Here is a 20,251-nt window from a genome sequence, read left to right on the forward strand (position 1 = left end):
CAGACAACCCTGCGTGCACGCTTCCAGGCCTCACCCCTGAAGCCGTGCCTGCAGTTCGTTGGCCAGGGTCAGCAGCAAGGCGTTCTCCAGCCGCTGGTAGTCCTGTTTCAACGCTGCACAGGCCTGTGCGTACTCCCAGTCGTTGATCTTTCCTTCGCTCAGTTGCAGGTCCAGTGCTTCAATCTGCGTATGCAAGGGCGCGAAAACCTCTTCGAAACGCCCGGCGTATCGATCATGGGCGTAGGCTTCCCAAAAAGGGCGTTCTGCCAGCGTGCGCGCCAGAAGCGGAGGCGTCTCGCGCTGGATCACCCGTTGATAGGCGTGCTCGAGATCACTGCGTCGAACATGGGCATACTCGGGATAATGCATGATGGCCGACTCGACAGGTAGATCCAGACGGTCGCGCAACTGCTGGCGGAAAAACAGCCTGACTTCCACTTCATCGACTTCGACCAGATTGGACCTGCGCAGTTGAGCCACGTGCTGGGCGGCGATATGGTCGACCTGATCCAGGCGCCAGAGCCCCCTGCCCAGCCCGTACAGGCGTCGTTCGAGGCCTTCACGTGGGCCTTCCCTCCAGGCACGCTCGACCAGCACGGCGAGTTCCAGCTGTTCGAGGGTGAGCAGCAAGCGGTCCTCGCAGGTCTGTGGACCGGCAGCGACCAGGAACAATCGCTGACGCAGCCCCGCATCCCGTTCGCATGCCTGCAGGATGCGCCAGATGCGTGGCCTGTAGAGGCTGGGGTCACCCTCGAAGTCTTCCGAGTAGGCGAAATCCAGAAGAAAGCGGAACAGCCCGGAAGAGCCCTGTTCCTGCCGCAAGGCGTTCCAAATCGCCTGGCGGCGTTGCCGCTCGACTCCACTATCGCCGGCAGTGTAGCGGCCTATCAGTTCGGGATGCTCGTCGACCACGTGCCGACGCCTGGGAACGGCATGCGGAGTTCCGGCGCCTGCGCGAGCCTCGCCCAGCAGCTGTTCGCTGGCCGCATCGAGCGGATTGTCGTGCAGCTCCAGTCCGTCCAGACGCAGCCGCAGCAGACGCAAGTCCTCGCGCACCTGCCGAATGGCGTTGTCGCGCAGATCCAGATGCGCGCGGGGCGGCACCCCCTCGGGCAGCGCCTGCAGGTGGGTCGCCCGCAGGCTGACATGGCGCAGGTTGTGCAATCCGCTCAACACGGGAGCGACACCCAGCGGGTTGTACTCCAGCTCCAGTTGATGCAGATGAGTGAGCTGGGTCAGGTACGAGCGTGCAGAGGCGCTCAAGACGATCCTGTTGTGTCCAAGGCGCAGGATACGCAGGCGCTGCAGATGCCTGATGCCCTGAGGCAGCTCGGTGAGCTTGTTGTGGGACAGGTCGAGTTCGATCAGGTTGCCGAAGCGTGACAGAAAGTCGTCTTCGACGTCGACCAGACCCATGTCGCGCAAGGTCAGGCGCTGGATATGGTCGTAGCGAATACCCACGGGCAATGCGGGCAGGGAGCCCACTGGCTCGCCTTCGATTTCCACCACGTATTCGCCGAAGGCATTGGTGATCTTGCGGCGCCAACTGCGCCGCAAGGCGACTTCCACATTGCGGCGCCTGAACGTGTCGAGGACACCACTCGCGTTGGCACGCCACTGGCGCAGCTGGCTGCGCAGTTGATCGAGTTGCGCCTGCAGCTGCACATAGTGTTCCCAGAGGCCTTCACCTCGCTCGATCAGGGGCAGCAGATACGCCTGCAGTTCCTGATCGGTGAGTGTTGGGTAGATACGATGGATGCCGGCGCGCAATGCATGCCGGCTACCGCCGCCGCGGCCACTGAGCGGATAACCGAGACGGCCGTCGCCCAGTCTCGGTGCCGGGCGCAAGGCCGGCGCAGGTGCCAGCCCCATCAATTGGGCCGCATGCTGACGATCTTCCGCGGCCTGGCGAGTCAACCAGATGGCCAGGGTCTCGTCGTCCCATGCGGCATCCTGAAGCTGGGCATACTGACCCTCGCTGAGGCTGCGCCGCAGCGCACCCGCCAGACTGCAGGCCTGGCCGTCGGCGCCGGCCACGCGATAACCCGACAGCTCACGAACGATCACCGTCACCGCGGAGGCGGAATCACTGCCGACCTGCACCAGCAACTGGCCTGACGCGGTGTCCTGACGCAGTTCCACGCGAGCGTCGTCAGGCCAGGGATACCGCTCATGCAGCAATCTCAGCGCCAGCGACTCGCTGTCGGCGTTCGCGGCACGTGGCAGGCGCACGCCGGCCAGGGCCCGGTCCAGCCGCGCCTCGCGCAATGCCCAGCGTGCCCGCTCGGCCAAGGCCAGGGGCACCCGGGCACGCTCCTGCATCTGCGTCAGCTCGGCGCTGCTGGACTCTTCGAGCAACTGCACGACCTGACGCAGCGACAGTCCCGGGAAGGCTCGAGCCAGCATGCCGCCGGTTCCCTGACTGGCACCCAGGCTGCTGCTGAACGACTGATCCAGGGTATCCCCCCACAAGGCGCGGTTGCCTTGGTGGAGTTGATGCAGGTCCAGGGCATCGAGCAGCCTGGCCGGCGCCGCGACCTGTTCCAGGTGCAGCCTGCGCAGCTGCGCCTCATCGAAGCCGGTGACCTGTATCAGGTAGTCCGCCGTCTCGGCGCTGAGTGAAGCCAACCGGCCAGAGAAGCGCTGCAGCAACTGTGTACCGTGCCAGAACCGCGCGCTTTCCAGCTCGTGTCGCCAGCCGTCGGCGCCATTGCCCTCGACGCGCGGCGCATAGGCGTCGCTACGCCGTGGGTGGCTGATGCGCAATTCCCCCTCGCCGAGCGCTTCCTGGACTCGGTACAGTTTTTCATCCACATGCCACAACCATCCCTGGGAACCTTCTTCCATCTTCGTCAGGGCATGCCCAGGCAGCTCGGGGCTCATCAAGCGAACCTTGCCATCGCTCGCCCGGATCGGCTGAAGATCGTCGACGAATGGCCTGCGCTCGACCACCGCGTTGAACGCCACGCCGCCTGCGGCCATCAGCGTCGCGCCGATGACATTTTCAGCCACGGAGAACAGGTGCGCCAAGGCGGCCTCGCGGTCGCCGATCCGCCAGTCCTGATAGCCCTCGTACACCTCCGCAGCGAGCGACACCGCGCCGACGCCCAGCAGCAGTTCACCCAGGCCGGGAACGAAAAGACCTGCAAGGTTGAGCAGGTTCAGGCCTGCCTGGGCGTAGCCCTGCAGGCGCTCCAGGCGATCACGCTGGTCTTCTTCGCCGGTGGGCGTGGCCAGCACCAGGGCATCGTCGATCAGGGTGTCGATACGCAGACTGCGCAGGTAGCGCCACAGATCCTGCTCGAGTGGAAGATGGCGCCCATCGAGTTGCAGGGGCTTTCCAGGGGCGACGGCTAGCAGGTGCCGGGCCAGGGTCAATTGGAAAATGACGCGGTCACGCTCGCTGATGAAACGCATGAAGAAGCGTCGGTAGGACTCCTCGCCCAGACGGGTGGCCAAGGTGTCGTAGAAGCTGGCCCAGGAGCGATGCTGGCTCAGTTGGGTGTTGGGGTCGCCCGGTATCCACGCAACGATCGCCTCCACTGGCGCCTCGACGGCCGGGCGCAGCTCGAACGCGACCACACCGCGGACCTTCTTGCCCAGTACGTAGGGTTGACAGGCGGTGACATGGCCGAGCACCCCGGGCACCACCGGCACCTCACTCACCTGCGACAGTAACATCAGGTAGCAATTTTCTCTGACCTCTCCCCTGAACAGCGCGCAACGCAGGGCCACCTCGAGGTTGGCTTGCAGACTCTCTTCGAAACACCGATGCACGTGCTCGCGCGCTTGCCCCGCGGGTTCGCCTGGCGGGTCCGCGGGTGCCAGGCACTCCTGGAGGATCGCCTGGTAGCGGCCGCCGACGTCCAGCGCCCTGCACAGGCCCGCGTACACCAGAAAACCCATGCAATGATTGCCAGAGACATCGACTACCGAGCCGCGCCGGCGTGAAGAGGGCCGGGTCTCGGTGATATGGAAGTTGTGCAGCGCCGACGCCAGAAGCGTGCTGGATGACCGATCCACATAACGCGGAATCGGCCAGCCCACCACTCTGGCCAGCGGAATGCGCTCATGCTCGACGATCACGTGACTGCGACGCACGTCCACACCGTTGACGCCCGCCTTGCACAACGCATCGCTCAACAGTTTCGCGGCGAACGCGTCCAGTGGCGGGATGGGTCGCAGCAGTTCAGCCAAGGCCGCGCTGGCAGTGGCCTGACGCTTGAGTGCCTGGTGCAGCCGCAGCAGGCGGTCGGTGTTGCCATGCGCGGTCAGCCAGGCAGGCAGGCGCGAGGCAATCAGCGCCTCCACGGTTTCTGGTGGAAAAGGGGATGTGCTCACGGCCGACTCCTCGATGAAGGTCCGGCCAGAAGACCCTTCGCGCGCCTCTGCAAGGTGCTATATACGTCTGCGGCATTCGTTCGGGTTTCCGAACGACGAACAGGTGCCCGTTCGGCAATGCGGACGGATCGAGGCAAAGCCAGGTGCCATCATCTGGTCATCCCCCAGCCAAATCGAGGTGTTATGCTGGGGCGTGAAGCTTGGCACGAGTCATGCTCTACACTTGGTAGCCGAACGCGCACCCCAGGGTGTGTTCGTTGACCGAAGAGTCCACAAACGGCTGCATAAGAAAAACAAATGTCGAGGAAAATTTGATGCGTATCGTTCGTCAATTGCTGGGCGCTGCAATCGCCGCCGCCGTCATCGCTTCGCCGGTCATGGCCGACGAGCTCACCGGCACCCTGAAGAAGATCAAGGACTCGGGCACCATCACCCTGGGTCACCGCGATTCCTCCATTCCGTTCTCCTACCTCGCCGGGGGCACAGAGCCTGTCGGCTACTCCCACGATGTGCAGATGGCCGTGGTCGAGGCCCTGAAAAAGCAACTGGGCACCGACATCAAGGTCAGGTACAACCTCGTCACCTCGCAGACTCGTATCCCCCTGGTACAGAACGGCACCGTGGACCTGGAGTGCGGTTCCACCACCAACAACGTCGAGCGCCAGCAGCAGGTCGGCTTCTCGGTGGGCATCTTCGAAGTGGGCACGCGCCTGCTGACCAAGGTCAAGGACGGTCAACCTGCATACAAGGATTTCCCGGACCTGGCCGGCAAGAACGTGGTCACCACCGCCGGAACCACCTCCGAACGTCTGCTCAAGGCGATGAACGCCGAAAAGCAGATGAAGATGAACGTGATCTCCGCCAAGGACCATGGCGAAGCCTTCAACATGCTCGAAAGCGGTCGCGCCGTGGCCTTCATGATGGACGACGCCCTGCTGGCCGGCGAAATGGCCAAGGCCAAGCAACCCAAGGACTGGGTCATCACCGGCACCCCGCAGTCCTATGAAATCTACGGCTGCATGGTGCGCAAGGAGGATGCGCCGTTCAAGAAAGCGGTCGATGACGCCATCGTCGCCTACTACAAGTCAGGTGACGTCGAGAAGAGCTACGACAAGTGGTTCCAGCAGCCCATTCCGCCGAAGGGCCTGAACCTGGACTTCTCTATGAGTGCCGAGCTGAAGAAGCTGATCGCCGAGCCGACCGACAAGGCTGCCGACGAGAAGCCGGCAGACGAGAAGAAGTCCTGATTCTCAGCCGTTAGTGGCCTGGTGCGGCAACGCACGACCTTCGATCCGACAGGCCACCCATAAGTGTCTAACCTTGATTCCAGGGGTGCCCGTAACCGGGCCTCCTGGAAGCTCGAAGGTGCCCGTGAAACAATCGTCTGAGGGGAAATCCCGATGAATTACAACTGGGACTGGGGCGTGTTCTTCAAGTCCACCGGCGTGGGCAGCGAAATCTATCTGGACTGGTACCTCACCGGCCTGGGCTGGACCATCGCCATCGCCGTCTCGGCCTGGATCATCGCCTTGCTGCTGGGATCGCTGCTGGGCGTGATGCGTACGGTGCCCAACCGCCTGCTGTCAGGCATTGCCACCGCCTATGTGGAGCTGTTCCGTAACGTACCGCTTCTGGTACAGCTGTTCATCTGGTACTTCCTGGTGCCGGACCTGCTGCCCGAGGGCCTGCAGGAGTGGTTCAAACAGGACCTCAACCCCACCACCTCGGCACTGATCAGCGTGATCATCTGCCTGGGCCTGTTCACCGCCGCACGCGTCTGCGAACAGGTGCGCACCGGTATCCAGGCCTTGCCCCGCGGACAGGAGTCGGCCGGGCGCGCGATGGGCTTCAGCCTCACGCAGATCTACATGAACGTGCTGCTGCCACAGGCCTACCGGATCATCATCCCGCCGCTCACCTCCGAGTTCCTCAACGTGTTCAAGAACTCGTCCGTGGCCTCGCTGATCGGCTTGATGGAACTGCTGGCGCAGACCAAGCAGACTGCGGAGTTCTCCGCCAACCTGTTCGAAGCCTTCACCCTGGCGACCCTGATCTACTTCACCCTGAACATGGGCCTGATGCTGCTCATGCGCATGGTCGAGAAGAAAGTCGCGGTGCCGGGCCTGATTTCCGTGGGAGGTAAATGATGGACCTGGATTTCAGTGAAATCATCCCTGCCCTGCCGGCCCTCTGGAACGGCATGGTCATGACCCTGCAACTGATGGTGATGGGCGTGGTGGGCGGTATCGTGCTCGGCACCCTGTTGGCCCTGATGCGACTGTCGTCGAGCAAGTTGATGGCCAACCTGGCCGGCGCCTACGTCAACTACTTCCGCTCCATCCCGCTGCTGCTGGTCATCACCTGGTTCTACCTGGCGGTGCCCTTCGTGCTGCGCTGGATCACCGGTGAAGATACGCCGATCGGCGCCTTCACTTCGTGCGTGGTGGCCTTCATGATGTTCGAGGCCGCCTACTTCTGCGAAATCGTGCGCGCCGGCGTGCAGTCGATCTCCAAGGGCCAGATGGGCGCCGCGCAGGCGCTGGGCATGAGCTATGGGCAGTGCATGCGCCTGATCATCCTGCCCCAGGCGTTTCGCAAGATGACCCCGCTGCTGCTGCAACAGAGCATCATCCTGTTCCAGGACACTTCGCTGGTGTACACCGTGGGCCTGGTCGACTTCCTCAACTCGGCACGCGCCAATGGCGACATCATCGGGCGCTCCCACGAGTTCCTGATCTTCGCCGGCGTCGTGTACTTCCTCATCAGCTTCTCCGCTTCCTGGTTGGTCAAGCGCCTGCAAAAAAGGATCACCGTATGATTTCCATCAAGAACGTCAACAAGTGGTACGGCGACTTCCAGGTGCTGACCGACTGCAGCACCGAGGTCAAGAAAGGCGAGGTGGTGGTGGTCTGTGGTCCGTCCGGTTCGGGCAAGTCCACCCTGATCAAGTGCGTCAACGCGCTGGAGCCTTTCCAGAAGGGCGACATCGTGGTCGATGGCACCTCGATCGCCGATTCCAAGACCAACCTGCCCAAGCTGCGTTCGCGGGTGGGCATGGTGTTCCAGCATTTCGAGCTGTTCCCGCACCTGTCGATCACCGAGAACCTGACCATCGCCCAGCGCAAGGTGCTGGGCCGCAGCGAGGCGGAGGCCACCAAGAAAGGCCTGGCGCTGCTCGACCGGGTGGGCCTCGGCGCCCATGCCAAGAAGCATCCCGGCCAGCTGTCCGGCGGCCAGCAGCAGCGCGTGGCGATCGCCCGGGCGCTGTCCATGGACCCGATCGTCATGCTGTTCGACGAACCGACGTCGGCGCTGGATCCGGAAATGGTCAACGAGGTGCTGGACGTGATGGTCGAGCTGGCCCATGAGGGCATGACCATGATGTGCGTGACCCACGAAATGGGCTTCGCGCGCAAGGTCGCCAACCGGGTGATCTTCATGGACAAGGGCCACATCATCGAGGACTGCCAGAAAGAGGAATTCTTCGGCAATCCTTCCGGCCGCCACGAACGCACCCAGCACTTCCTCAGCAAGATCCTGCAACACTGATGCGTCTCGCGCGTGCCGCCCAGTCGGGCGGTGCGCGCTGGTCGTGACAAGGCCACTGTGATGAAATGCGACCCCTCGCTTCTTCGCCCCGCAGAGCCCGCCGTGAAATCCCGCCTGATCCGCCAAGTGTTCCTGCCGCCGTTGATCATCCTGCTGATGGTCGGCCTGGGCCTGGTCGGCTACCTGATCAGCGAGCACAACGGCATCCGCACCCTCGGCGAGAACGGCGAACGTCAACTCGAGCTGCACGCGCGTACGGTCGAGAGCGAGATCAGCAAATACACCTACCTGCCCAGCCTGCTCGAGCTCGAAGACAATGTGTCGCAGTTGTTGGCCAATCCAGACGGTGGCTCACGCCAGGCCGTCAACGAATACCTCGAAGGGATGAATCGGCGCAGCCGCAGCCGCGCCATCTACGTGCTCGACACCAGCGGCCGGGTGCAGGCCACCAGCAACTGGCGCGACGCCGACTCCTTCCTTGGCGAAGACCTGTCGTTCCGCGCCTACTTCCAGGATGCGGTGCGCGGTCAGCCCGGTCGCTTCTATGGCATCGGCAGCACCACCGGCGAGGCCGGCTATTACCTGGCGCACGGCCTGGAAGAGCATGGCCGGATCATCGGCGTGGCGGTGATCAAGGTGCGGCTGGACACGCTGGAGGAACGCTGGCAGCGGGCGCGACTGGAAGCGTTCGTCAGCGACGAGAACGGGATCATCATCCTTTCCAGCGATCCTGCCCGGCGCCTCAAGTCCGTACGCCCGCTGACCCCGCAGATCAAGGAAAACCTGGCGCGCAGCCTGCAGTACTACTGGTGGCCACTCAACGAATTGCAGCCACTGGCACGCCAGGGACTGGGCGACGGCGTGGAAAAGCTCACCTTTCCGTCCAGCCAGGACGGCGAATCGGGTAGCCAGCACGAGGTCACCTACCTGGCGCAGACCCGGCGCCTGGCCGATACGCCCTGGCACTTCACCCTGCTCACGCCCCTGCAGGACCTGCATCGCGAGTCGATGATCCAGGGCATCCTGGTGGGCGTCGCGTTCGCCCTGCTGGCGATCCTCGGGATCGCCTGGAACGAGCGGCGCAAGGTGATCGCCACTCGCCTGGCGGCGCGGGAGGCGTTGGAACAGGCCAATAGCCAGCTGGAGCGGCGGATCGCCGAGCGTACCGCCGATCTGCGCGCCAGCAACGAACGGCTCAAGGGTCAGATTCGTGAGAGGCGCCATGCCGAGCAAACCCTGCGCCATGCCCAGGACGAACTGGTCCAGGCTGGCAAGCTGGCGGCCATCGGGCAGATGTCCACCAGCATCGCCCATGAACTCAACCAGCCACTGGCCGCCCTGCGTACGCTGTCGGGCAATACCGTGCGCTTTCTCGAGCGCGGCGCGCTGGACACGGCCAGCACCAACCTGCGCACCATGAACGATCTGATCGACCGCATGGGCCGCATCACCGCCAGCCTGCGCTCGTTCGCCCGTCGCGGCGAGGACAGCGGCCGGGCATCGCTGGGCAGTGCCGTGGACGCGACGTTGCAGGTCCTGGCCAACCGTATCGCTGCCTGCGAACTGACGCTGCATCGCCAGTTCGACGAGCAGCGGCTGGCCATCGACCAGACGCGCCTGGAGCAGATCCTGGTGAACCTGATCGGCAACGCCCTGGACGCCATGGCCGCTCAGCCGCAACCCCAGTTGTGGCTGGAGGGCGAACTGGCCGGGGATCGCTATCGCCTGCGGGTGCGCGACAACGGCCATGGCATCGACCACGATGCACGCCAGCACCTGTTCGAACCGTTCTTCACCACCAAACCGGGCGAGCATGGCCTGGGCCTGGGGCTGACCTTGTCGGCCAGCCTGGCCACCGCCGCCAAAGGTACTTTGAACGTCGAGCATCCGCCCGGCGGCGGTACGGCCTTCGTGCTCAGCCTGCCACTGGCGCCATCGGCCAGTGATCCGATCGACCCCTCATCAACATAGGGTGCCCATGAACCCCACTCCCCTGACCGTCCTGATCGTCGAAGACGACCCCCACGTGCTACTGGGTTGCCAGCAGGCGCTGGCACTGGAAGACATCGCCTGCGAGGGCGTGGGCAGCGCCGAGCAGGCGCTCGAACGCATTGGCGACGACTTCGCCGGAATCGTCGTCAGCGATATCCGCCTGCCCGGCATCGACGGCCTGGAGCTGCTCAACCGGCTCAAGGCGCGCGACCGCAGCCTGCCGGTGGTGCTGATCACCGGCCACGGCGACATCGACATGGCCGTCGGCGCCATGCGTAACGGTGCCTATGACTTCATGGAAAAACCCTTCTCGCCGGAGCGGCTGGTGGAAGTGGTCCGCCGCGCCCTGGAACAACGCGGCCTGTCACGGGAAGTCTCGGCCCTGCGCCGGCAACTGGCCGGTCAGGGCTCGCTGGAGGGGCGCATCATCGGTCGTTCGCCGGCCATGCACGCCTTGCGCGAGCTGATCGCCAACGTCGCCGACACCTCGGCCAATGTCCTGATCGAAGGCGAGACCGGCACCGGCAAAGAGCTGGTGGCGCGCTGCCTGCATGATTTCAGCCGCCGCCAGGCAGCGCCCTTCGTGGCCCTGAACTGCGGCGGACTGCCGGAAAACCTGTTCGAGAGCGAAATCTTCGGCCATGAAGCCAATGCCTTCACCGGTGCCGGCAAGCGGCGTATCGGCAAGATCGAGCACGCCAATGGCGGTACGCTGTTCCTCGACGAAGTCGAAAGCATGCCGATCAACCTGCAGATCAAGCTGCTGCGGGTGTTGCAGGAGCGCACTCTCGAGCGGCTGGGGTCGAACCAGAGCATCGCGGTGGATTGCCGGGTGATCGCCGCGACCAAGTCTGACCTCGCCGCGCTGGGGCAGTCCGGCCAGTTCCGTAGCGATTTGTATTACCGCCTGAACGTCGTCACTCTGGAATTGCCTCCGCTGCGAGAACGCCGCGAAGACGTGCTGCAACTGTTCGAGCATTTCCTTCAGCAGTCGGCGCTGCGCTTCGACCGGGATGTCCCGACGCTGGACAACCAGACCCTGTCACGGCTCATGGCTCACGACTGGCCCGGCAACGTGCGCGAGATTCGCAACGTTGCCGAACGCTATGCCCTTGGCCTGCCAGCGTTCAAGCGCCAGGGCGGCGGCACCAGCCAGGGGCTGGGCTTCGCCGAGGCGGTGGAAGCCTTCGAGCGCAATCTGCTCGGCGACGCCTTGCAGCGCACCGGCGGCAATCTCAGCCAAGCCAGTCAGGAGCTGGGCATGGCCAAGACCACCCTGTTCGACAAGGTGAAGAAGTACGGGCTGGGTTGACCCCTGCAACGTGTTCGCGCAATGCGGTAGCGCGCGTCACAAACCGGCGAGGTGCGTCGCGTCCTGGCGATGGGCCTTGAGATAAGGGAGCACCGCCGCCAGCAGCGGCGCCTTGAACGGCTCCTGGAAACGGTGCGCCAGGCCCGGAATCAGCCGCAGTTGGCTGCCCTGGATATGCGCGGCCAGGTGTACGCCGTGCATCACCGGTAGCAGGGGATCGGCCGTGCCATGCACCACGAGCGTGGGCACCCGCAGGCGGTTGAGCAAGGCTACCCGGCTCGGTTCGGCCAGGATCGCCATGATCTGGCGCTTGACGCCCTCCGGGTTGAACGCACGGTCATAGGCCTGCGCCGCCTGCTGCAGCAGCACGGCCCGGTCATCATGGACCGTCGGGCTGCCCAGTGCCGCCAGCAGATCGGCCTGCTGTTCGAGCGCCACCGTCCGGTTCGGCGCACTGCGCCGGGCCAGCAGTTGTACCAGCGCCGGACTTGGCGCCGGCAGGCCCTGGGCGCCGGAGCTGGACATCACCAGGGTGAGGCTGCGTACCCGCTGCGGCGCCATGGCGGCCAAGTGCTGGGCGATCATTCCGCCCATGCTCACACCCAGTACATGAAATTGCTCGATGCCCAGCGCATCCATCAGGCCCAGGCCGTCGCCGGCCATGTCGGTCAGGCTGTAGGGGGCCGCCACGGGCAACCCCAGCTTGTAGCGCAGCAGTTCGAGGGTGAGGTTGGCCGAGGCCGGCGGCTGGTTCCAGCGCGACAGGCCGACATCGCGGTTGTCGTAGCGAATGACGCGAAACCCCTGGCGACACAGGGCCTGCACCACCTCGTCCGGCCAGTGGATCAACTGCCCGCCCAGCCCCATTACCAGCAGCAATGCCGGGTCGCCTGGCTCACCGACGCTCTGGTAGACCAGGCTCAAGCCGCCGAGCTCGGCGCGCCGCACCGGCACCTGAGCATCGCAGCGACCCGCAGCCAAGCCTGCCGGCAGCAGACACAGCCAGAGCGATAATGTGAGAAAAAAACGCATGGAAGAAAACACCAGAATGCAAATGCCCAGTAGAGCGCGAGTCTGATGAAATCCGTGCGGGCGCGCTGCCACAGTTGCGTGACAGTTTGATTAACGTCGCCGAACGGTCATGTTCAGGACAGTCGACAGGGTCGACAACATGAGCGAAACTCAACCTCCTTCCTTTCATCGTCCTGATTCATCGCTGGAGCTGCGAGTGCTGGAGATCCGCCACCTGAAAACCCTTCATGCCCTGCGCGAGGCCGACAGCCTCGTCGAGGCGGCTGACCGGCTACACCTGACCCAGTCGGCGCTCTCGCACCAGTTCAAAGAGCTGGAAGAGCGCCTGGGCATGCAGCTATTCGTGCGCAAGACCAAGCCGATCCGCTTCACCAGCGCCGGGCTGCGCCTGTTGCAACTGGCCGATGCCACCCTGCCGCTGCTGCGCGGCGCCGAGCGGGACATCGCACGCCTGGCCGGAGGTACGGCAGGACGCCTACACATGGCCATCGAGTGCCACAGCTGCTTCCAGTGGCTGATGCCGACCATCGACCAGTTCCGCGACGCCTGGCCGGAAGTGGAGCTGGACCTGGCCTCCGGATTCGCCTTCGCGCCGCTGCCAGCCCTGGCACGCGGCGACCTGGACCTGGTGGTGACGTCCGACCCGCTGGACCTGGCGGGCATCACCTACGTACCGCTGTTCACTTATGAGGCCATGCTCGCGGTGGCCAACCAGCATGCCCTGGCGGGCAAGCCATACGTGGTGCCGGACGATCTGATCGACCAGACCTTGATCACCTACCCGGTGGAGCGCGATCGCCTTGACATCTTCACCCGGTTCCTGGAGCCGGCGGACATCGAGCCGGCAGCGGTGCGCACGTCGGAACTCACCGTGATGATGATGCAACTGGTGGCCAGTGGCCGTGGCGTCTGTGGCATGCCGCACTGGGCGCTGCACGAGTACAGCGCGCGCGGCTATGTGAAGGGCAAGCGGCTGGGCGAGAAAGGCCTGTTCGCCACGCTCTACGCCGCGGTGCGCACCGACATGCTGGAAGCCCCGTACATGCGCGACTTCCTGCTGACGGCCAAGGACACTTCGTTCGCCACCCTCGAGGGCGTCAGCGCGGTGCGTTGAGGCGCTCACGCCACAGCGGCAGGATCAAATCGCGGGTCAACGGCGCGAGCGTCAGCTCCGTCGCCTGATCGGCTGCCAGCCACTGCACCTCTTCGATCTCCGCCGCGGGTATCACCGTCTCGGCGCATTCGACGCGAAACAGTTCGGCCTGGACTTCGAAGCCAGGCTCATTGGCCGCCGGGGCACTGAATCGGCCCAGGTGCACGGCGTGCTCGGGCTCGACGCGCAGGCCCAGCTCTTCATGCAGCTCGCGCACCAGGGCCTGAGCCGGCGTCTCGCCAGCATCGATCTTGCCGCCGGGCTGCATGAACGCCTGGGTGCCACGCTTGCGCACCAGCAGGGTGCGCCCTGCCGGATCGAGCAACAGGGCGGCGGCGATATGAAGGGTCTTGGTCATGGCTGGGCTCCTGTGTGGGCTGGGGAGAATACCCGAAAACCCCGGTAACCCCTCAAGTCAGACGAATGGCCTCTTGCCAAGCCAGCCTCCAGCCGCCATAAACGGTGGATGAATCTGCCCGCCCTGCATCACCCGGTGCTCGACCTGTTCCACCCAGCGGTGAGCGCCTGGTTTCGGCGTCGTTTCGCCACGCTGACCGACGCCCAGGCCAAGGCCTGGCCGCTGATTCACGCCGGACGATCGATGCTGCTGGCGGCACCTACCGGTTCGGGCAAGACCCTCAGCGCCTTCCTCGCGGTGCTCGACGAGCTGTTCCGCCAGGGTCTGGAACAGGGCGGCGAGCTGCCCGCGCAGACCCAGGTGGTGTACCTGTCGCCGCTCAAGGCCCTGTCCAACGACATCCGCCTGAACCTGCAGGCACCGCTCGAAGGCATCGCCGCCACGCTCGCCGAACAGGGCCTGAAGGCGCCGCAGATCACCACCGCCGTGCGTACCGGCGACACGCCGCAGAAGGAGCGCGCCGCCATGCGGCGGCGTGCCCCGCACATCCTGGTGACCACACCCGAGTCGCTGTACGTGCTGCTGGGTTCGGCATCGGGTCGCGCCGGCCTGAGCCAGGTGCACACGGTGATCGTCGACGAGATCCATGCGCTGGCCGGCAACAAGCGCGGCTGCCACCTGGCTTTGAGCCTGGAGCGCCTGCAGGCGCTGTGCGGTCGGCCCTTGCGGCGTATCGGGCTGTCGGCCACGCAGCGGCCGATCGAGCGGGTCGCCGAGTTCCTCGTGGGGCATGCCAGGCCCTGCGCCATCGTCGACGTGGGCCATGCCCGCGAACGCGACCTGGCCATCGAAGTGCCGCCGGTGCCGCTCGAAGCGGTCATGGCCAACGATGTCTGGGAGCGGGTCTATGATCGCCTGGCCGCGCTGGCCCGCGAGCACCGCACCACCCTGGTGTTCGTCAACACGCGCCGGTTGGCCGAGCGGCTGACCCGCCACCTCGGCGAGCGCCTGGGCCAGGACCAGGTCGCGGCGCACCATGGCAGCCTGGCCAAGGAGCAGCGACTGGCTGCCGAACAGCGGCTCAAGGCGGGTGAGCTGCGCCTGTTGGTGGCCACCGCCTCACTGGAGCTGGGGATCGATATCGGCGAAGTCGAGCTGGTGTGCCAGATCGCCTCGCCGGGCTCGATCGCGGCATTCCTGCAGCGCGTGGGCCGCTCCGGCCACCAGGTCGACGGTGTGCCCAAGGGCCGCCTGTTCCCCACTTCCAGGGATGACCTGATCGAATGCGTGGCGCTGCTCGACTGCGTGCGGCGCGGCGAGCTGGATGTGCTGCACCTGCCCGAGGCACCGCTGGATGTGCTGGCCCAGCAGATCGTCGCCGAAGTGAGCAACCAGCCCTGGCCCGAGCAGGCGCTGTTCGACTGCCTGCGCGCCGCAACGCCCTACGCCAGGCTCGACGAAGACCGTTACCAGGCGCTGCTGCGCATGCTCGCCGAAGGCTACAACGGCCGCCAGGGGGTGCGCAGCGCCTACCTGCACCGCGATGCGGTCAGCGGCATGCTGCGCGGTCGCCGCGGCAGCCAGCTCACCGCGCTGACCAGCGGCGGGACCATACCCGAAACCGCCGACTACAGCGTGATGCTCGACCCGCAGGCGATGAACATCGGCAGCGTCAATGAAGATTTCGCCGTGGAAAGCATCGCTGGCGACATCTTCCAGCTGGGCAATGCCTCCTACCGAATTCTGCGCGTGGAGCCCGGCCGCGTGCGGGTCGAGGACGCCAAGGGACTGCCACCGACCATTCCGTTCTGGCTGGGCGAAGCGCCGGGGCGCAGCGCCGAGTTGTCGGCTGCCGTGGCGCGGTTACAGGCAGGGCTCGACGAGCAGTTGCAGCGAACCGAGGGCGACCTGGACCAGGCGCTGAACTGGCTATCGAGCGAGTACGTGCTGGACGACGCCAGCGCCGGCCAGTTGCTCGACTACCTGGGACGCACCTGGCAGGTGCTGGGCGCCCTGCCCTCGCAACGAACGCTGGTCATGGAGCGTTTCTTCGATGCCTCCGGCGGCACTCAGCTGATCATCCATTCGCCCTATGGCAGCCGCATCAATCGAGCCTGGGGCCTGGCCTTGCGCAAGCGCTTCTGCCGCACCTTCAACTTCGAACTGCAAGCCGCGGCCAGCGAAGACGCGATCGTCCTGTCGCTGTCGACCAGTCACAGCTTCGAGCTGGACGAGGTGTGGCGCTACCTGTCCAGCCGCAGCGCCGAGGCGATCCTCGTCCAGGCCCTGCTCGACGCGCCGCTGTTCAACGTGCGCTGGCGCTGGAACGCCGCCACCGCCATGGCCCTGCCGCGCTATGTGGGCGGGCGCAAAGTGGCGCCGCAGATTCAGCGGATGAAGAGCGAGGATCTGGTGGCGGCCGTGTTTCCCGACCAGATCGCCTGTGTGGAAAACCTCGTCGGCGAGCGCCAGGTGCCGGATCACCCGCTGGTGCAGCAGACCCTGGACGATTGCCTGCACGAAGCGCTCGACAGCGAAGGCTGGCTGGCCCTGCTCGGGCGCATGGAGCGCGGCGAGGTGCGCCTGCTCAGCCGCGACCTGCCAGCCCCTTCGCCACTGGCCGCGGCGATCCTCAATGCTCGGCCCTACGCCTTCCTCGACGATGCGCCCCTGGAGGAGCGACGCACCCAGGCGGTGCTCAACCGACGCTGGAGCGACGTGCACAGCGCCGATGACCTCGGTGCGCTGGATGCCGAGGCGATCGCGGCGGTCGAGGTCGAGGCCTGGCCGCAGCCGCGCGACAGCGACGAAATGCACGAGGCCTTGATGAGCCTGGGCGTGATCGCCCAGGCCGAGGTGCAGGCCAATGATGGCTGGGCACGGATGCTCGGCGCGCTGGCCGCCAAAGGCCGCGCGACCCGGCTGGCGGGGCCTGCGCAGGGACTGTGGTTGGCTCGCGAGCGCCTGCGCACCCTCACCACGCTTTACCCGGGCGCGCTGCTGGCCCCTGCCGTGCAGGTGCTGCCCGGCTTCGATCACCCAACGGACCCCGAGCGCGCGCTGGACGAGGTGCTACGGTGTCGGCTCGGTGCCTGTGGGCCGCAGACACTGAGGCAGATCGCCGCGCCACTGGGCTTGCCGGACGCGGATATCGAGCAGGCCCTGGCGCGTCTGGAGGCCGAAGGCTATATGCTGCGCGGCCACTTCAGCCCGGGCCAGCCCGAGCTGCAATGGTGCGAACGGCATTTACTGGCGCGCATTCACCGCTACACGGTCAAGCGCCTGCGCCGAGAGATCGAGCCGGTCAGCCTGCAGGACTTCATGCGCTTCCTGTTCGACTGGCAGCACCTGAGTGCAGCCGAACGCCTGCGCGGCCCCCAGGCGGTCGCGCAAATCCTGGCACAGCTCGAAGGCTTTCCCAGTGCTGCCGCCGCCTGGGAGGCGAACCTGCTGTCGACGCGCATCGCCGATTACAGCCCGCACTGGCTCGACGACGCCTGCCGCAGTGGTCAGTGGACGTGGACCCGGCTGACTGCAAGTGGCGCGAGCAGTACCCTGGCCAGCACGCCACTGGTGCTGTTGCCCCGCGAGCACCTGGGCCTGTGGCGCAGCCTGGCCCCCGACATCGAGGCGCAGACGCTGGGGCCTCGTGCGCAGCGGGTGCACCAGGCGTTGCAGCGCCAGGGAGCGTCGTTCTTCGACGAACTGGTGAGCGAAGCACGGCTGTTGCCCAGCGAACTGGAAACCGCCCTGCAGGAACTGGTCGGCTCGGGACTGGCGGCGGCCGACAGCTTCGGCGGGCTACGCAGCCTGATCGCACCAGCCTCACGGCGCGGGGCGCGCCACCTGCGCCGCAGTCACCTGCCGCTACCGGGCAGCCTGCTCCAGACCGGACGCTGGTCACTGTTGCGGCGGAGTGCAGCACAGCCCGATGCCGACCAGCGCCTGGAGCACATCGCGCGCACCCTGCTGCGCCGCTACGGCGTGGTCTGCTGGCGTCTGCTGGAGCGCGAAAGCGAACTGCTCCCACCCTGGCGCGACCTGCTGCGCTGCTACCATCGCCTGGAAGCACGCGGGGAAATCCGTGGCGGGCGCTTCATCGCCGGGCTGGCGGGCGAGCAGTTCGCATTGCCCGAGGCCATAGGCCCGCTACGGCAGGTGCGCCGACGCGAAGGCGACGGCGAGCTGGTGCTGGTCAGCGGCTGCGATCCGCTGAACCTGATCGGCTCGCTGCTGCCCGGCGCCAAGCTCCCGGCTCTGACGGCCAATCGCCTGTTGTTCCGAGACGGCATACCAGTGGCGATGCGAATCGGCGGCAAGTATCGCTTTCTGGTCGAAGCCTGCGCGTCGGATCAGACGCACTGGCAACAACGGCTGCTGCGCGGCTGAGGGCTACGGGCCGAGGCCTCGCCCATGACCGATCGCTCAGCGAGGCTTGCCGGCGAACCCGGCGAAACGCTTGTTGAAGCCCGCCACCCGGCCTTCGACCGTGGTCTTGCGCTGTTGCCCGGTGTACACCGGATGGGACGCGCTGGAGACGTCCAGCGCCACGTAGGGGTAGGTCTGGCCGTCGCTGTGGCGATGGGTACGGTCGGTGTCGACGGTCGAGCCGATGAGAAAGTACACGTCTGCGGCGGTGTCGTGGAACAGCACGGGGCGGTAGTCGGGGTGGATGCCTGCTTTCATGGGAATATCCTCGAACAGTAGTGATATTTTATAACATATCATCATGAGAATGATTTTCGATACCCCAGATTTCATTTTCACGCCTGCCCGAAGCCCTGGCCAGGGAAGGCCGCAGCGGGCTAAGGTCGAGCACTGCCCAGGCCCCGCGCCTGATTGACCGAAGCATCCGCAAGGGAATTTCGCATGAGTCTGTCACTACTGAGCCGTTACGCCGTGTTTGCGCTGTGTGTGCTGTTCACCCTGGCCAGCCTGCCTTTCCTCCAACACGAATGGTTGTGGCCGTTCACCCTGACCACAGCGGTACTGAGCCTGCTCGGCGTGTTCGACCTGCTGCAGAAACGCCACGCGGTACGCCGCAACTATCCCATCCTGGGCAACATCCGCTACCTGGTCGAAGGCATTCGACCGGAGATTCGCCAGTACCTGCTGGAATCGGACAACGACGCCCTGCCGTTCTCCCGCGCGCAGCGCTCACTGGTGTATGCACGGGCCAAGAACGAGGCCTCGGACAAGCCCTTCGGCACCCTGATCGACGTGTACCAGGCCGGCTTCGAGTTCATCGGTCACTCGATGCGACCAGCGCCGCTGGCGGACCCGGCGAGCTTTCGCATCACCATCGGCGGCCCGCAGTGCACGCAGCCCTACTCGGCGTCGATCTTCAACATTTCGGCCATGAGCTTCGGCTCGCTCAGCGCCAACGCCATTCGCGCCCTCAACGAAGGCGCTCGGTTGGGCAATTTCGCCCATGACACCGGCGAAGGCAGCATCAGCCCCTACCACCGCGAGCATGGCGGCGACCTGGTGTGGGAGCTAGGCAGCGGCTATTTCGGCTGCCGTACCGCCGACGGTCACTTCGACCCGGCGCGCTTCGCCGAGCAAGCCGCCAACCCGCAGGTGCGGATGATCGAGATCAAGATGAGCCAGGGCGCCAAGCCCGGCCACGGCGGCATTCTGCCCAAGCACAAAGTCACGCAGGAAATCGCCGAGACCCGCGGTATCGCCATGGGCGAGGACTGCATCTCGCCGTCACGCCACAGCGCGTTTTCCACGCCAGTGGAAATGATGCAGTTCATCGCCCGCCTGCGCGAACTGTCCGGCGGCAAGCCAGTGGGCTTCAAGTTCTGTCTGGGCCATCCCTGGGAGTTCATGGGCATCGCCAAGGCCATGCTGGAGACCGGCATCCTGCCTGACTTCATCGTGGTCGACGGCAAGGAAGGCGGGACCGGCGCCGCGCCGGTAGAGTTCATCGACCATATCGGCGTACCGCTGCGAGAAGGCCTGCTGTTCGTGCACAACACCCTGGTGGGCCTGAACCTGCGCGACAAGATCAAGCTCGGCGCCAGCGGCAAGATCGTCAGCGCGTTCGACATCGCCAGCGTACTGGCCATCGGCGCCGACTGGGCCAACTCGGCGCGGGGATTCATGTTCGCCATCGGCTGCATCCAGTCCCAGAGCTGCCACACCAACAAATGCCCTACCGGTGTCGCGACCCAGGACGCCTTGCGTCAACGCGCGCTGGTGGTCCCGGACAAGGCTCGGCGGGTGCTGAACTTCCACCACAACACCCTCCACGCGCTCGCCGAGATGCTCGCCGCGGCTGGTTTGCAGCACCCCGCACAGCTGGAAGCCAAGCACCTGGTGCGACGCATCTCCGCCACCGAGATCAAGCTGTTCTCGCAAATGCACGTGTTCCTCAAACCCGGCGAACTGCTCACCGGCGACGTGGATGGCCAGTTCTATTCACGCATGTGGCAACTGGCACGCGCCGACAGCTTCGAGCCCCACGACGACATCGCCGCCTGACCGCCGATCCTCTTCGCCCGCCATC

General features: G+C 65.4%; 13 protein-coding genes. 9 read left to right on the forward strand and 4 right to left on the reverse strand.

Translation table 11 applies throughout. The features are described 5' to 3' along the window. Window positions 1-30: 30 nt before the first annotated feature. Entirely contained in the window at window positions 31-4,341 is a 4,311-nt protein-coding gene (locus tag IAE34_RS24575) for an NEL-type E3 ubiquitin ligase domain-containing protein (protein ID WP_200139002.1), read from the reverse strand. A 314-nt stretch (window positions 4,342-4,655) separates the two neighbouring features. Here IAE34_RS24575 and IAE34_RS11120 point away from each other — a divergent pair, with 314 nt between their 5' ends. From IAE34_RS11120 to IAE34_RS11145, 6 genes are all read left to right on the forward strand, one after another. After that, entirely contained in the window at window positions 4,656-5,588 is a 933-nt protein-coding gene (locus tag IAE34_RS11120) for a glutamate/aspartate ABC transporter substrate-binding protein (RefSeq protein ID WP_200139003.1), read from the forward strand. A 153-nt stretch (window positions 5,589-5,741) separates the two neighbouring features. After that, window positions 5,742-6,488: an amino acid ABC transporter permease gene (locus IAE34_RS11125; protein ID WP_200139004.1), complete on the forward strand. Its 747-nt coding sequence runs from the start codon at window positions 5,742-5,744 to the stop codon at window positions 6,486-6,488. Next, the gene (locus IAE34_RS11130; protein ID WP_200139005.1) at window positions 6,488-7,159 is read left to right on the forward strand and encodes an amino acid ABC transporter permease; all 672 of its coding nucleotides are present in this window, start codon (window positions 6,488-6,490) and stop codon (window positions 7,157-7,159) included. The genes IAE34_RS11125 and IAE34_RS11130 overlap by 1 nt, the downstream gene beginning before the upstream one ends. Then, window positions 7,156-7,890, forward strand: coding sequence for an amino acid ABC transporter ATP-binding protein (locus tag IAE34_RS11135; protein WP_200139006.1), 735 nt, complete (start codon window positions 7,156-7,158; stop codon window positions 7,888-7,890). The genes IAE34_RS11130 and IAE34_RS11135 overlap by 4 nt, the downstream gene beginning before the upstream one ends. Before the next feature lie 60 nt (window positions 7,891-7,950). Further along, window positions 7,951-9,861, forward strand: a complete 1,911-nt coding sequence (locus IAE34_RS11140; protein WP_200139007.1) for a sensor histidine kinase — start codon at window positions 7,951-7,953, stop codon at window positions 9,859-9,861. 7 nt (window positions 9,862-9,868) lie between these two features. Further along, on the forward strand, window positions 9,869-11,194 hold the full coding sequence (locus IAE34_RS11145; RefSeq protein WP_200139008.1) for a sigma-54-dependent transcriptional regulator: 1,326 nt from the start codon (window positions 9,869-9,871) through the stop codon (window positions 11,192-11,194). Between the two features lie 36 nt (window positions 11,195-11,230). Here the strand turns inward: IAE34_RS11145 and IAE34_RS11150 are convergent, their stop codons facing one another. Further along, the gene (locus IAE34_RS11150; protein WP_200139009.1) at window positions 11,231-12,226 is read right to left on the reverse strand and encodes an alpha/beta fold hydrolase; all 996 of its coding nucleotides are present in this window, start codon (window positions 12,224-12,226) and stop codon (window positions 11,231-11,233) included. Between the two features lie 196 nt (window positions 12,227-12,422). Between IAE34_RS11150 and metR the strand changes: the two genes are divergently transcribed. Further along, window positions 12,423-13,340 (forward strand): transcriptional regulator MetR, encoded by a 918-nt coding sequence (metR, locus tag IAE34_RS11155; protein WP_200139010.1) that lies wholly within the window; start codon window positions 12,423-12,425, stop codon window positions 13,338-13,340. Here the strand turns inward: metR and IAE34_RS11160 are convergent. After that, window positions 13,324-13,737: an NUDIX hydrolase gene (locus IAE34_RS11160; protein WP_200139011.1), complete on the reverse strand. Its 414-nt coding sequence runs from the start codon at window positions 13,735-13,737 to the stop codon at window positions 13,324-13,326. The two genes, metR and IAE34_RS11160, sit on opposite strands and share 17 nt — an antisense overlap. Window positions 13,738-13,845: 108 nt before the next feature. Between IAE34_RS11160 and IAE34_RS11165 the strand changes: the two genes are divergently transcribed. Continuing rightward, complete coding sequence (locus tag IAE34_RS11165; protein WP_200139012.1) at window positions 13,846-18,126, forward strand: DEAD/DEAH box helicase; 4,281 nt, start codon at window positions 13,846-13,848, stop codon at window positions 18,124-18,126. Between the two features lie 36 nt (window positions 18,127-18,162). Here IAE34_RS11165 and IAE34_RS11170 read toward each other — a convergent pair whose 3' ends face one another. Then, the gene (locus IAE34_RS11170; RefSeq protein WP_200139013.1) at window positions 18,163-18,423 is read right to left on the reverse strand and encodes a type B 50S ribosomal protein L31; all 261 of its coding nucleotides are present in this window, start codon (window positions 18,421-18,423) and stop codon (window positions 18,163-18,165) included. Between the two features lie 183 nt (window positions 18,424-18,606). Here IAE34_RS11170 and IAE34_RS11175 point away from each other — a divergent pair, with 183 nt between their 5' ends. Continuing rightward, a complete protein-coding gene (locus IAE34_RS11175; RefSeq protein ID WP_200139014.1) occupies window positions 18,607-20,226 on the forward strand; it encodes an FMN-binding glutamate synthase family protein in 1,620 nt (539 codons plus the stop codon). Window positions 20,227-20,251 lie beyond the last annotated feature (25 nt).

It is taken from the genome of Pseudomonas sp. S30 (genome assembly GCF_016518545.1).
Classification (GTDB): Bacteria; Pseudomonadota; Gammaproteobacteria; order Pseudomonadales; family Pseudomonadaceae; genus Aquipseudomonas.